Annotated in this window: 10 protein-coding genes; 4 read left to right on the forward strand and 6 right to left on the reverse strand. The window is 57.4% G+C overall.

The features are described from left to right. Positions 1-22 precede the first annotated feature (22 nt). Positions 23-3,667: a pyruvate:ferredoxin (flavodoxin) oxidoreductase gene (gene nifJ / locus G556_RS0107575; protein ID WP_028822339.1), complete on the forward strand. Its 3,645-nt coding sequence runs from the start codon at positions 23-25 to the stop codon at positions 3,665-3,667. Next, positions 3,664-4,656 carry a dihydroorotate dehydrogenase-like protein gene (locus G556_RS0107580; RefSeq protein WP_028822340.1) on the forward strand — a complete coding sequence of 331 codons (993 nt, stop codon included), beginning with the start codon at positions 3,664-3,666 and terminating at the stop codon, positions 4,654-4,656. The genes nifJ and G556_RS0107580 overlap by 4 nt, the downstream gene beginning before the upstream one ends. Positions 4,657-4,718: 62 nt before the next feature. On the opposite strand, the gene G556_RS0107585 is transcribed toward G556_RS0107580, so the two are convergent. Beyond that, positions 4,719-6,482 (reverse strand): acetyl/propionyl/methylcrotonyl-CoA carboxylase subunit alpha, encoded by a 1,764-nt coding sequence (locus G556_RS0107585; protein WP_028822341.1) that lies wholly within the window; start codon positions 6,480-6,482, stop codon positions 4,719-4,721. 101 nt (positions 6,483-6,583) lie between these two features. On the opposite strand from G556_RS0107585, the gene G556_RS11120 reads away from it, so the two are divergent. Further along, positions 6,584-6,979: a lipoprotein gene (locus G556_RS11120; protein WP_051176793.1), complete on the forward strand. Its 396-nt coding sequence runs from the start codon at positions 6,584-6,586 to the stop codon at positions 6,977-6,979. Here G556_RS11120 and G556_RS0107595 read toward each other — a convergent pair. From G556_RS0107595 to G556_RS0107605, 3 genes are read right to left on the reverse strand one after another with little or no spacing between them, the layout of a single operon-like run. Next, entirely contained in the window at positions 6,976-7,578 is a 603-nt protein-coding gene (locus G556_RS0107595) for a Maf family protein (protein ID WP_016455745.1), read from the reverse strand. The genes G556_RS11120 and G556_RS0107595 overlap by 4 nt on opposite strands. Positions 7,579-7,585: 7 nt before the next feature. Further along, positions 7,586-7,792, reverse strand: coding sequence for an acyl-CoA carboxylase subunit epsilon (locus tag G556_RS0107600; protein ID WP_028822342.1), 207 nt, complete (start codon positions 7,790-7,792; stop codon positions 7,586-7,588). After that, complete coding sequence (locus G556_RS0107605) at positions 7,792-9,369, reverse strand: acyl-CoA carboxylase subunit beta (RefSeq protein ID WP_028822343.1); 1,578 nt, start codon at positions 9,367-9,369, stop codon at positions 7,792-7,794. Before G556_RS0107605 ends, G556_RS0107600 begins: the two co-directional genes overlap by 1 nt. 107 nt (positions 9,370-9,476) lie before the next feature. On the opposite strand from G556_RS0107605, the gene G556_RS0107610 reads away from it, so the two are divergent. Then, a complete protein-coding gene (locus G556_RS0107610) occupies positions 9,477-10,250 on the forward strand; it encodes a biotin--[acetyl-CoA-carboxylase] ligase (RefSeq protein WP_016455748.1) in 774 nt (257 codons plus the stop codon). Here the strand turns inward: G556_RS0107610 and G556_RS10655 are convergent. Together G556_RS10655 and G556_RS0107620 are read right to left on the reverse strand one after the other, a co-directional pair. Continuing rightward, on the reverse strand, positions 10,247-11,974 hold the full coding sequence (locus G556_RS10655; protein ID WP_036916236.1) for an amino acid ABC transporter ATP-binding/permease protein: 1,728 nt from the start codon (positions 11,972-11,974) through the stop codon (positions 10,247-10,249). The genes G556_RS0107610 and G556_RS10655 overlap by 4 nt on opposite strands. After that, complete coding sequence (locus G556_RS0107620; RefSeq protein WP_036916237.1) at positions 11,971-13,590, reverse strand: ABC transporter ATP-binding protein/permease; 1,620 nt, start codon at positions 13,588-13,590, stop codon at positions 11,971-11,973. Before G556_RS0107620 ends, G556_RS10655 begins: the two co-directional genes overlap by 4 nt. Positions 13,591-13,704 lie beyond the last annotated feature (114 nt).

A 13,704-nucleotide genomic window follows, 5' to 3' on the forward strand; every position in this document is an offset into this window, starting at 1 on the left:
TGCGGCGGAGAGGTTGAACGATATGCAGCAGGCTTGCTGGGCGACAATGGACGGAAATGAGGCGGCGGCACGCGTCGCTCACGCCCTCAGTGAAGTGATCGCTATCTATCCGATCACCCCTAGCTCCGGCATGGCAGAACTTTCCGATGCTTGGTCGGCGGTCGGCAAGAAGAACATCTGGGGAGACGTTCCCCAGGTCGTCGAGATGCAGTCTGAGGCTGGTGCTGCCGCGGCTCTACACGGAGCCGTCACCAAGGGCGCACTGGGCACCACTTTTACGGCGTCGCAGGGCCTGCTCCTGATGATTCCGAACATGTACAAAATCGCCGGCGAGCTGACTCCTGCGGTCATCCACGTGGCGGCCAGGGCGGTTGCCACACACGCGCTGAGCATCTTCGGCGATCACTCCGATGTCATGGGTGTTCGTCAGACTGGTTGGGCACTGCTTAACTCGACTAGTGTTCAAGAGGCCCAAGATCTGGCCCTTATCTCTCACGCAGCCACGCTGCGTACTCGCGTGCCTTTCCTGCATTTCTTCGATGGTTTCCGAACCAGCCACGAAGAGAATAAGATTCGGCTGCTGGACGAGTCGGACATTCGTGCTTTGGTCAACGAAGACGATGTCGCAGCTCACCGCTTGCGCGGGCTGACTCCGGACGCGCCACAGATTCGGGGCACCGCGCAAAATCCTGACACCTTCTTCCAGGCTAGGGAAGCGAGCAATAAGTTCTACAACGCAGTTCCTAATGTCGTTGACGATCTGTTCGCTCAGCTGGAAAACAGGGTAGGACGACGCTATCGCAGCGTTGAATACTACGGCGATCCAGAGGCCGAACGTGTCGTCGTTGTAATGGGATCTGCCTGGAGCACGGTGAAGCAGGCGGTTGACGACCTGCTCGCCCAGGGCGAGAAAGTCGGTGTGATCTTGCCGAGGCTATATCGGCCCTTCCCTGCGGATAGGTTCATCGAGGCTTTGCCGGAATCCGCGAAATCTGTCGCGGTCTTGGACCGCACCAAGGAGCCCGGTTCCGTCGGTGAACCGCTGTTCACAGATGTTGTTGCCACGCTCGCCGAGTCTGGTCGGGCTATGCCGCGTGTTATCGGTGGCAGATACGGGCTCTCCAGCAAGGAATTCACCCCGGCTATGGCAGTCGCGGTGTTTACCGAGTTGGGTAAGTTTGAGCCGAAGAAAAGGTTCACCGTCGGAATCGTCGACGACGTGACCAATTTGTCTCTGCCGGTTAACTCAGATATTCATTCCACCGCTGACCAAGACGTTTTGAAAGCCGTGTTTTTCGGTCTCGGCGCCGACGGCACTGTGGGCTCCGCAAAGAACAATGTGAAGATCATTGGCGCGGACGAGGGTAGATTTGCCCAAGGCTACTTCGTCTATGACTCCCGCAAGTCGGGCGGCACCACGATCAGCCACCTGCGCTTTGCGGATCATCCGATCGATTCGCCATACCTGATCGACCGCGCCGATTTCGTCGCAGTTCACCAGTTCGAGTTACTTTCGCGCATGTCGAACTTCCAGCTGAGCAAGCCTGGCGCGACTATCTTGCTGAACAGCCCGTATGGCGAAGACACCTGGAATCACCTTCCCGAAGATCTGCAGCGGGCAATCATCGATCGGGACCTTAAAGTGTGGGTAATCAATGCGACTAAGGTTGCCCGCGATGCCGGCATGGGACAACGCATCAATACGGTGATGCAGCCCTGTTTCTTCTACCTTTCTGGGGTAGTGCCGCGCGAAGAAGCGATCGACCGCATTAAGACGTCGGTCGAAAAAACTTACGGCAAGCGTGGCCGCACCATCGTGCAGCGAAACTTCGACGCCATCGACGCAGCAATCCCCGCTCTGTTCGAACTGCAGATCCCCGAAGAGATCAACGGCGTTCAGCAGCAGTCGATCGTTCCCGACAGCGCTCCTGACTTCGTCCAACGAGTCACTGGTGCGATGCTTCGCGACGAAGGCGATTTGCTGCCAGTCAGCGCGTTGCCGCCCGATGGCACCTGGCCGCTAGCGACCACAAAGTATGAGAAGCGCGGTATCGCATATGAGATCCCGATTTGGGACGAGAGCCTGTGTATCGACTGCGGGAAGTGCGCCATGGCATGTCCGCATGCAGCGATCCGCGTTAAGGTTGCGCCCAACGATCTGCTCTCGCAGGCCCCCGAAGGTTTCCGCAGCAAGGACTTCCGCGACAGGTTGCTGACCGATCACCAGTACATAGTTCAGGTTGCTCCCGACGACTGTACCGGTTGCGCGATTTGCGTCGATGTTTGCCCTGCCCGTTCCAAGTCGGAGGCCAAGCATAAGGCTCTTAACATGGCCAACAGGCTTGAACACCTCGATACGGAACGCGAAAATTACGACTTCTTCCTTGGCTTGCCTGAGGTAAATAGGTCCGCCGTTCGCCACGAGCAGGTGAAGGGAGTGGCTCTGCTTCAGCCTTTGTTCGAGTTCTCTGGGGCATGTTCTGGATGCGGAGAGACCCCGTACATCAGGCTGCTTTCGCAACTGTTTGGAGATCGACTGCTGGTTGCCAACGCAACCGGATGCAGCTCCATCTACAGCGGCAACCTGCCCACCACACCGTACGCGACCAACGATGCCGGTCGCGGCCCCGCCTGGAGTAACTCGTTGTTTGAAGATAACGCCGAGTTCGGCTACGGAATGCGGCTTGCCGCAGACCAGCAGACTGCAGAGGCCAGGCGGTTACTCGGAGTGCTGTCGGACAAACTTCCTGGTTCGCTGGCGCAGGAAATCCTCGATGCAGATCAGACTAGCGAGGAAGGCATCTTCGCTCAGCGTGAACGTGTCGGGAAGCTGGAAACCGCGCTCGCCGAATTGGACGATCCTGCTGCGGCTAAGCTCCTGACGAACACTGGTGCCCTGGTCAAAAAGAGCGTCTGGATCATAGGTGGCGATGGCTGGGCCTATGACATCGGTTTCGGTGGCCTAGACCATGTTTTGGCCAGCGGCAAGAACGTGAACATCTTAGTGCTTGATACAGAGGTTTACTCGAATACCGGTGGTCAGGCCTCCAAGTCGACGCCTAGGGGAGCGGTCGCTAAGTTCGCTGCCGCCGGCAAGAACTCCGGCAAGAAGGATCTGGGCATGATCGCCCAGCTATACGGCAACGTCTACGTGGCGCAGATTTCCATGGGCGCAAACCAACAGCAGACCGTTCGAGCACTTGCGGAGGCAGAAGCGTGGGACGGCCCGAGCCTGATCATCGCCTACAGCACCTGCATCGCGCACGGCATCGATATGGAAACCTCCATGAGCCATCAGGGTGACGCGGTGGCCACCGGCTACTGGCCGCTCTACCGGTTCCGTCCCGATCAGGCTAAACCCCTGAAGATGGACTCGAAGGCGCCCACGGGGTCCGTGATCGACTTCATGAGCAAGGAAACCCGATTCAACATGCTGCGCCGCACCAACCCGGAGGCAGCCGAACAGCTCGGCAAGCTAGCCCAAGCCGACGCAGAACAGAAGTGGCAGTATTACTCAGCACTTGCCGGTATGAGCCGTAAGAGCGAGGACGGCGAAGAAAAACCTGCGGCGCCTAGGCCGGCTCAGTCGCAGGATCGCGCAGCGAGGGTAAAGGCAATCATGGAGCGTCGCAAGCAGATCGCTAAGGCCAAGGGAGAAGACAAGTGAACGTAGACATTTCCACGACCTACCTTGGGCTTGAGTTGGCTAGTCCTGTTGTCGCCTCTTGCAGCCCGCTAACCGGAAAGCTAGACACGCTGGAGCGCCTGGCCGATTCAGGGGCGGGGGCCGTCGTCCTGCCCAGTCTCTTTGAGGAAGAGGTTGAGGCCGAAGAGCTCGAGGCGATGGATTGGCTTGCGGTTGGGGAAGAACAGGCGGAGTTTTCTCTGCTGGCTCCCGAAATCGATCTGGACAAGATCGGTCCTGGCAGGCACGTCCAACTGGTATCAGACGCGAAGAGTAAGCTAGATGTTCCCGTCATCGCAAGCGTGAACGGTTATCGCCCTGGTGGCTGGTCTAGCTATGCCGCACAACTTGCCGATGCAGGTGCCGATGCAATCGAGCTGAACCTTTACTCGGTAAACACAGACCCCGACGAAACGGCTGATCAGGTTGAGAAGCGCTACCTAGAGGTGATCGAGTCTGTCACTGAGACAGTTTCCGTCCCGGTAACGTTGAAGCTCAGCCAGCACTTCACCGCGCTCAGCAATTTTGCCCATCGCGCTATCGATGCTGGCGCCTGCGGATTAGTTTTGTTTAACCGCTTCTACGGCGCTGAGATCGACCTCGATAAGATGGAGATCGTTAGCAAACGCAGGCTATCCAGCCCCGACGAGCTGCGGTTCCCACTCCGTTGGATCGGCATTCTGCGTGCCCAGAATCCGGGCATTTCTCTGGCGGCGACTTCTGGTGTCCATTCTGCCGCCGACGTTCTCAAGGCAATAGCAGCGGGTGCTGACGTGGCATGCACCGCCTCCGCGGTGCTTGAGCAGGGCCCCGAGCACATCTCAGAAATGCTCGACGGTGTTATCAAGTGGCTTACCGATAACGATTACGAGTCGGTCAGGCAGCTCTGCGGATCCATGAGCGCTGGTAACGCGCCAGATCCCAGCAACTATGAACGCGCTCACTACATGAGCGTGCTAACCAGTAGGTAGCAAATAATTCTCTGATAAAAGCAGTTGTGGCCCGCATATGCGGGCCACAACTGCTTTTATCGCTAATAATCGGTGATCGAACAGATTACGTCGCCAGACTGCACGACTGAGCCGGCCGCGATCAGGCCTTTTACGGTGCCAGAGCGGTGAGCGCTGATGGGCTGTTCCATCTTCATGGCCTCGAGGACCACGATCAGGTCGCCTTCCTCGACGCGATCACCTTCGGAGACCGAGACCTTGGAGATCGTGCCCTGCATGGGGACGGTCAGTTCCTCGCTGGAATCGGTCAGCTTGGTGACCCTGCTGCGGCGAGTCGGTTTCTTAGGCTTGCGCTTTGCAGGCGTGGCGCTCAGGCCGCTTGGGAGTTTAACTTCGACGCGTCGGCCGTTTACTTCTACGACAATTTCTTCGCGCGCGGCCGGCTCCGCGGCCTCGCCCAGGTCGCCGGAATACGGCTCGATCTGGTTGTCGAAGTCACCCTCGATCCAGTCGGTGTAAACCTTGAAGTCTCCGTCAGAAGCGACGAACGCGGGGTCTTCCACGACTGCTCGATGGAACGGCAGAACAGTCGGCATGCCTTCGATCTCAAACTCGTCCAGAGCTCGTCTTGCTCTCTGCAGCGCCTGTTCTCGAGTGGCACCGGTTACGATCAGCTTGCAAAGCAGCGAGTCGAAAGCGCCCGGAACATTCATGTTCTTGCGGTAGCCTTCGTCGATTCGCACGCCAGGGCCGGTCGGGGGACGCCAACGGGTGATCGTGCCCGGAGCCGGGAAGAAGTTACGGCCGGGGTCCTCGGCGTTGATGCGGAATTCGAAGCTGTGGCCGCGGGGCTCAGGGTCGGATTCCTCTAGTTCTTCGCCTTCGGCGATCCGCAGTTGCTCACGAACCAGATCGAGACCCGTGACCTCTTCGCTTACTGGGTGCTCAACCTGAAGTCTGGTGTTCACCTCAAGGAAGCTGATGGTGCCGTCTTGGCCGACCAGGAACTCGCAAGTCCCAGCGCTTTCGTAGCCAGCTTCTTTTATGATCGCTCGACTGGCTTCGTAGATTCGTTCGTTCTGCTCTGGCGTCAGGAAAGGCGCGGGTGCCTCTTCGACCAATTTCTGATGGCGGCGCTGCAGCGAACAGTCTCGGGTGGAAACCACGATGACGTTGCCGTACTTGTCGGCTAGGCACTGAGTCTCGACGTGCCTTGGGCGCTCCAGATAGCGCTCTACGAAGCACTCGCCACGACCGAACGCGGTCACGGCCTCTCTGACCGCAGAGTCGTAAAGTTCGGGGATCTCCTCCATCGTGAAGGCGACCTTCAGGCCTCGTCCACCACCGCCATATGCGGCTTTGATCGCGATCGGCAGGCCGTGCTCTGCAGCGAAAGATTTTATTTCTTTGACGTCAGAAACGGGATCTTTGGTGCCAGGAACCAGGGGAGCGCCAACTTTGTGGGCTAAGTGACGCGCCTTTACCTTGTCGCCCAGAGTGTCGATTGCCTGCGGTGGGGGACCGACCCAAATCATTCCGGCTGAGATCACTGCGGCAGCGAAGTCGGCGTTTTCAGATAGGAAACCGTAACCGGGGTGAATGGCGTCGGCACCCGCGCGCTGCGCGACCGAAAGAATCTTTTCTTGGTCCAGATAGGTTTCGGCAGGCGTCATGCCATTCAGTGCAAATGCCTCGTCCGCGAGGTTAACGAACAACGAATTAGCATCCGAATCCGCATAGACCGCAACGCTCGTGATACCCGCGTCGCGGGCAGCGCGAATAATTCGTACCGCGATTTCGCCTCGGTTGGCGATCAGCAGCTTTTTAATTCGTTTCAATTCGGTCACTGTCAACTCCTTACTGGTAACCACTTGGAGTCTAAGCCAAAAGGACTTGTTTGAGTAGAATTCGCACGGCGTTTGAGACGAGAAGACAGTAGCCTTGAGGCATGCGACGGATTTTTTTGGCCATCCTAACGGCGCTATTGCTTGCTGGTTGTGGCCAGACTAGCCTCCAACCGGCTCCCAGTTCATCGCAGCCGAGCGTCGATCGGGTGCCATCGGGGGCGGCTAGCTTGCGGTCTTTCGGTTTGGAAAATGGGCCGGAAAACTTCTATTTGCCGGTCACCGCAGACTTCTACGTGGACGTCGATCAAGAGAACAACGTGACACTGACGATGACCCCCGAACAGGGGCGGATCCTGGTCGACTTTCTCGTCGAAAACCTACCTGCAATGGGGTATGTAGTCGTTTCTACTTCTTCTGACGCGATCATCTTCGAGGGCCCTTGGAAGGGCGGGTTAACGATTAGCGATAAACTCGCCGCCTTGACCCTGCGGTCCTAGTCTTCCCAGAGCTGATGCCAGCCGACGTTCATGTCGATTAGCATCTGACGAACCAGCGGCAGTGAGATTCCCGCGACGTTCCACGGGTCTCCCTCGATCCCAGTGATGAAGGCTCCGCCTAGCGCGTCAATGGTGAAGCCACCGGCGACCCTTTCCGGTTCGCCGGTTGCAACATAGGCTTCGATCTCTTCATCGCTTAGATCGGCGAAATAGACGAGCGTGGTGGCTTCCCTGCACTGCGTTTGGGTCTTTCCATGACGACGAACCGCGACGAAGTGGCCGGTATGGGCGACGCCGGTGCGCCCACGCATTCGCTGCCACATCTTCACGGCCTTTTCCTTGCTACCTGGCTTACCGTAGCTGGTGCCCTGAACATCGAGCATCGTGTCGCAGCTGATCAATGCGAAGTCGCCAGCCACGTCCAGCTCCTTCAAGACGTGCTCGCCCTTTCTGCGGGCGAGCATCGTGGTTATTTGAGTGCAGCTCAGCTCTGGGGGATAGCTTTCGTCTGCCAGCGGTTTGATAACTCGAGGGCTAATTCCGCAGTTCTCCAGAGCCTTTCGGCGTGCGGGCGAACTGGAGGCAAGGATCAGCTTCATTTCTTTCCTATCGGTAACTTCCTCGCCATGCCTCAGGGCCGTAGACGAACGGAAGCCTGATGTTTCGCCAATAGGAGTTCCAGCCGCCTGCGATCGGACGGTCGCGGTTTTCGCGAGGTTCGGGCTTGGCCGTTTGTGCGCTCAGCACGGCGACCAGGGCAGCTAGCTCCTCGTCGGTCGGGTCTCCTTTAGTAACCTTCAACTCTCCGTGCATCATAGCGGTATATTCCCATGCTTCTTGGGCGGCAAGGTCTCGCGTTTGCTGCGCAGCAGACGCAGAGCACGAACCACCTGGGCCCTGGTCTCGTGTGGGTAAATGACCTGGTCGACGTAACCGCGTTCGGCGGCTGTGTACGGGTTAGAGAGCTCGTTTTCGTATTCGTTCAGCAGCTCAGTGCGCAGCGCCTGTGGATCCTCGGCTTCCCGAAGCTGCTTGCGGTAAAGCAGGTTCACCGCGCCCTCGGCGCCCATTACGGCGATCTGAGCGGTAGGCCACGCCAGGTTTATGTCGGCTCCCAAGTGCTTGGAACCCATAACGATGTACGCGCCGCCGTAAGCCTTTCGGGTGATGATCGTGACTAGCGGAACGCTGGCTTCGCCATAGGCGTAGATGAGCTTTGCGCCACGGCGGATAATTCCGTCATGCTCCTGTTCGACGCCCGGCAGGAAGCCTGGCACGTCGACGAACGTAATGACGGGAATATTGAAGCAGTCGCAGGTGCGTACGAAGCGGGCGGCCTTTTCGGATGCCTTGATGTCGAGACAGCCGGCCAGCACCTGGGGCTGATTTGCGACGATGCCGATCGAGCGGCCCTCGATTCGGCCGAATCCGCAGATAATATTCTGCGCGTACAGCTCTTGGACTTCCAAAAACTCGTCGTCATCGAGCACGGTCCGGATAACTTCTCGCATGTCGTATGCGTGGCTCGGGTCGTCGGGGATCAGCACGTCCAGTTTGCGGTCGTGATCGGTGAAGTCGAGATCTGCTGCCTCTGCGAACTCGTAGATCGGGGCATCCTCAAGGTTGTTCTGAGGCAGATATGTGATCAGCTCCCGGACGTAGTCGAGAGCATCCGTCTCATCGACTGCCAGGTAGTGAGCGACACCGGACTTCTCCGAGTGCGTGCGTCCGCCGCCAAGTTCCTCTAGAGAGACGTCCTCGCCGGTAACTGTTCGAACGATTTCCGGGCCGGTGATGAACATCTGGCTGGTTTGGTCGACCATGACGATGAAGTCTGTGAGCGCGGGGGAGTAGACATGACCACCAGCCGCAGCGCCCATCACCAGGCTGATCTGTGGAATAACTCCCGAGGCCATGACGTTGTGATGGAAGATTTCCCCATAAAGACCGAGCGAAACAACGCCCTCTTGGACGCGCGCGCCGCCGCCTTCGTTAATGCCGATCAGCGGGCAGCCGGTCTTTGTTGCTAGCTCGATAATCTTGACGATCTTTTCGCCATAAACCTGGCCGAGCGAGCCGCCGAAGATACCGACGTCCTGGCTGAAGATGCAGACGGGCCTGTTGTGAATATAGCCGGTGCCGATGATTACGCCGTCCCCGTATGGCCTAGTCGCCTGCATGCCGAAGTCGTGATTGCGGTGTCGGCTGAACTCGTCCATCTCGGAGAAGGTGCCCTCGTCGAGGATCGCGTGGATGCGTTCCCTGGCGGTCATCTTGCCTTTGGCGTGTTGGCGTTCAACCTTGTCCGCGCCGGCAGCGTGCATCGCTTGATCAATGCGTGCTCCTAGATCGGCAAGCTTGCCGGCGGTTGTCTTGGTGTCGATCTCCATAGCCTTAGGGTAGTGCCTAAAAATGAAAAAGCTATATGCGACCACTTAATGGGTAGTTATTTTCTTGGTTTCGCTTGGTCAATTCGCGAAGCGATATCATCGGACCCATGCAACCGGTCGACACCGAAAAACTACGTGAGCTCTTGGGCGAGAGCTCTTTTTGGGCCAACATTGAGGTGCGTCCTTCCGTGACTTCAACGAACGCCATCTTCGCGGAAAATGCCGCCCAGCTGCCCACCGGATCCGTGCTTATCGCAGATCATCAAACCGTCGGAAGGGGTAGGTTCGACCGTTCTTGGGTAGACACTCCAGGTCGCGGTCTGGCTACTTCGGCGCTGCTGCGGCCTAGCCGTCCGATGAGCGAGTGGGGTTGGCTTCCGCTGCTGGTCGGGTTGGCGGTCGATCTTGGCACATGCAAACTGGCCGGTGATCAGCGATCGCGAATTAGCTTGAAATGGCCCAATGACGTTCTCATCGATGGCAGAAAAATCTGCGGGATCCTCTGCCAAGTTAGCGGTGATGCTCTCATCTGTGGCTGGGGGATAAACGTTCTTGGCTGGCCTGAGAACGTGCCCGCAGAGCGCGCTAACTGCCTCGCCGACGCGGGTCTTCCGACCGACAGGACCGCCATATCCGCAGCGGTGCTCATGGCGCTCGAGGATCTGTACCTCGCCTGGGAAAACGGCGAAGACATGCGAGAACGCTATCTGCGGATTTGTGACACGCTAGGCAGAAAGGTCAAAGTTCTCCTCGACGCCGAACGCCCCGGCGCGTTCACCTTGGGGAAGGCAGTAGACGTCACGATAGAGGGAAACCTTGTCGTGGAAACCGATGCGGGGCTAGAAACTTTTTCTGCCGGAGACGTCATCCACCTGCGCTAGAGAGCGTCCGCCTGTCGAGCGATTAGTTCCGCCAGCGGTCCGGCTTGAGAAAGCTCAGCGGGTTTTCCAGCTGCCAATACTTTTGTCTCGAGGACGATCACCGCGTCCACATCGGACAATCCTGCTGCAGTATGTGTTGCCTCGATGATGGTCGCCTTGGGACGCCTGAGTCTAAGCGTCCTGCGAACTTCTGCAGCCAGCTGTGTGTTTAGGTGGCTGGTGTACTCATCCAGCAGGTACACGTCGGCGTCGACCAAAAGCGCCATTGCAAGAGAGAGCCGCTGAGCCTGACCACCGGAAATCTGTTTTCCTTGCGGGCCGATCCGCGAATCTAGGCTAAGCTCCTCGCCTATCTGGGCAATCTGCATTACTTCGGTCAGCTTTTCGGGCGTGGCGTCTGGGGCTACCAGCAGCAAATTATCCGCTACCGTCCCGTTGAAAAGCATCGGAGACTGAGCAACGAGGCAAACCCTGGAGCGCAATTCGTCCTCGCTCAAGGAAGTAAGATCGACGCCACCTATTTCGATCACGCCAGAATCAGGCTCGGCCAGTCTGCCGATCAGTTTTAAGAGAGTCGATTTACCACACCCGGAGGCGCCGATTAGTGCGACGTGGCTTGAAGGCGCTATGTTTACGCTCACATCGGAGAGCGCCTTTCTGCCACTTCCAACGGTGGGGTATCGGTAGGAAAGAGAATCGACCCGAACCCCGAGCGGTCCGGCAGGCAGATGCTTGGGGTACTCGGGAGCCTTAATGCCTTGTGCGTGCACTATCTTGTAGACCCGGTTGGCGCAGGCGAGAGACGTGTCCAAAGAATCTGCAAAATCTCTGACCGCTTCCGTAGCGTCGAAGAGCCTCCAAACCACAGCAACGCAGATAGCCAAAGTTGCGATCTCTAGCTCAGCACTTAACCCGCATTCTGTTACCGTGAGTAAAGTGGCGAGCATGACGAAAGTTGAGGCGCACTGTCGAGCGGCAAGCTGACGAACCCTCGGCTTAGCTCCCGCATTTGCCTCTTCATCCAGCAGTGAAAGCTGGTCGAGCCTCTCGGCAACGTGGCCATAACCGGTGACTTCGCTCATGCCTTGAACCGTGTCCGTTACATGCGCAGAGATCTTGCCGCGTATCTCGCCCTGGGTGGCTGCAGAAGCGAGCAGCCTCTTTGAGCCGAGCAGCGGAACGACGAAGACGCTAAGAGCCAATCCGATTGCGGCGGCAAGCGCCGGGCGCCAATCCGCCCAAAAGCCCAATCCGAGGACACCCAAGATGGGCACGGTAATTGCAGTCACTGCTGGTGGGAATGTGTGGGCGAAGAAGACCTCTATTCGGTCGATGTCCCTTGTTGCCCTGGTCAAAAGATCGCCGGAAGTCGAAACAGTGCCGATAGTAGAGGCCTGAGGTACTAATCCGCGGTATAGCCTGACGCGGAGTAGTTCCAGAGCCTTAAACGCCACCAAGTGGCACCAAAACATTTCTAGATAACGCGCCAACGCCTTCAGCAAAGCGATGACGATCAGACAAATCGCCAACTGCAATGTGCCATCCGGCAACCATTGTGGGCCTCCTGGTCGCACGGCATTAGCAACTGCGCCAACACCTATGACAAAAAGAGCAATGCCTAAAAACTGGTCCAAGTGACGCATCAAGGTCGCAGAAACCAAATGTCCTAGGACAGGCCTGCCAACCTCGAGGAGCCACGAAACCACTTTTTTGTTTTCGCTCATCGTTCCTCCAGGTTGAAAATCAGGTCTGCGGATTTTGTGCTTGAGGGTCTATGAGTCGCCAGAACTATCGTGTGGTCTTCGGCCAAGCGGTCAATAGCGGACATGATTATCTGCTCTGAGTTAAGGTCAACCTGGCTTGTCGGCTCGTCTAGCAACAGAAGCTTCCTGCCAGAAAGGATCGCGCGGGCGATCGAGAGGCGCTGAGCTTGTCCGCCAGACATAGCCATTCCTCGTTCTCCGACTTGGGAATCGAGGCCGTCCGGCAAGCTGCGCGCCCAGGAATCTAGCCCAACTTGGGCTAGCGCTTGCCACATCTCGTCTTCCGTGGCGTTCTTGTTCCCGACGCGTAGGTTCTGCGCGAGTGTTCCTAAGAACAACCACGTCTTCTGATTTACTACGGCTGATTTTTCCCGGACTTGATCTTGAGTCTTCGAGGTTAGTTCGATTCCGGCTACGCTTACCGAGCCCTGATCGGGTAGTAAGTCGCCGCCGGTCAGGGAAAGTATCGTGGATTTTCCGCTTCCGGAACGTCCGAGAAGAACTACTTTTTGGCCTTGCTTAACCGACAGATCGAGGTCTTTCAGCACTGGCTTTTCTGCATATGAGAAGTCCACGCTTTCGAAGCGCACAGGGTCGGAATTTTGCGCAGCTTGTGCCTCATTTTGGTCGGGGACCGCAATGGAGACGAATTTGCTGATTTGGTGTTGCCCGGCTCGTCCGGCCATCCCAACGTAGAAGAGGCTGCCCATCTTCGCCAGCGGTGCGCAAAGTTGAGTCGATAACAGCACAAGCGCGATCGCCTCACCCGGACTGATCGTTGCCTCGTCCAGCCGCCACCAGGCGACCAGGACGCTAGCGCATATCGCAAATAGCGAGAACGCTGCGTCAGTCACCAAAATCACCAGCTGGTTGCGTGCCAGAAGTTTCATTGTCGCTTGCCGGTTCTTTTCACCGCGCTCGGCGAGTCTGTCACCAACTCGATCAGCTGCCTTAAGAGAGACGAGCGTGGTCAGGCCTTGCAAGGCCTCCAAGAAGGCGGCTGCGAGTTTTGTGCGTGCTTTCCTAGATTCGCCCGAAACGTTTCGGAATAATTTCTGAAACAGATAAATGGTCGCGAGAATCAGAGGGAGAAAGGCGGTCAAAACGAGCGCAGCTGGCACGTCGATAGCGACAGCGACGACCACCAGCGTAACCAGCGGGCTCAACATCGCGCTGAAGGTCGTGCCTAAGAAGCTCTGCCTGAAATTAGCCACTCGATCCACCGTGTCGGTTGCCATCGAAACAACTGCACCGGTCTGTGCCTGACTCATTCTTGCCGGTCCGAGCGCTAACGAATGACCAATCACCATCTGTCGCAGCGTCGCTTCTAGGTCTGCCTTGCTAGTGGCGGCTATCGATGCTGCCAGGTAGCCGGTGAGGGTCGCGATCAGTAGCGAACCTAGCGCGACTAAAATTGCTGTCTTGGAAACAGATGCGGGGCTAAGGGCGTCAGCGATTAGCGAGCCTAGAGAGAGGCAGAACATACAGATTGCGAGCGTCTGCGCCACTAGCAGGGCCGTTTGCGTAATCCGATCTCGCCGGCCCAGGCGGGTTATCTCCGCCATCTTGGCATTCATTATCTTTTACCTTGTCTATCTAAGTGATGTTCGCGGACTTGATTCTACTTCGAAGCAAGCAATCGGTTTTATCGCTAAAGCCGTAAACCTTGATAGCCTTAATCGGAAAAATTT

It is taken from the genome of Propionimicrobium lymphophilum DSM 4903 (assembly GCF_000423485.1).
GTDB lineage: Bacteria > Actinomycetota > Actinomycetes > Propionibacteriales > Propionibacteriaceae > Propionimicrobium > Propionimicrobium lymphophilum.

Coding starts and splice junctions, on each gene's coding strand:
- nifJ (WP_028822339.1), top strand. CDS start 23: ATGCAGCAGGCTTGCTGGGCGACAATGGACGGAAATGAGGCGGCGGCA.
- G556_RS11120 (WP_051176793.1), top strand. CDS start 6,584: ATGCGACGGATTTTTTTGGCCATCCTAACGGCGCTATTGCTTGCTGGT.
- G556_RS0107595 (WP_016455745.1), bottom strand. CDS start 7,578: ATGAAGCTGATCCTTGCCTCCAGTTCGCCCGCACGCCGAAAGGCTCTG.
- G556_RS0107600 (WP_028822342.1), bottom strand. CDS start 7,792: ATGCACGGAGAGTTGAAGGTTACTAAAGGAGACCCGACCGACGAGGAG.
- G556_RS0107605 (WP_028822343.1), bottom strand. CDS start 9,369: ATGGAGATCGACACCAAGACAACCGCCGGCAAGCTTGCCGATCTAGGA.
- G556_RS0107610 (WP_016455748.1), top strand. CDS start 9,477: ATGCAACCGGTCGACACCGAAAAACTACGTGAGCTCTTGGGCGAGAGC.
- G556_RS10655 (WP_036916236.1), bottom strand. CDS start 11,974: ATGAGCGAAAACAAAAAAGTGGTTTCGTGGCTCCTCGAGGTTGGCAGG.
- G556_RS0107620 (WP_036916237.1), bottom strand. CDS start 13,590: ATGAATGCCAAGATGGCGGAGATAACCCGCCTGGGCCGGCGAGATCGG.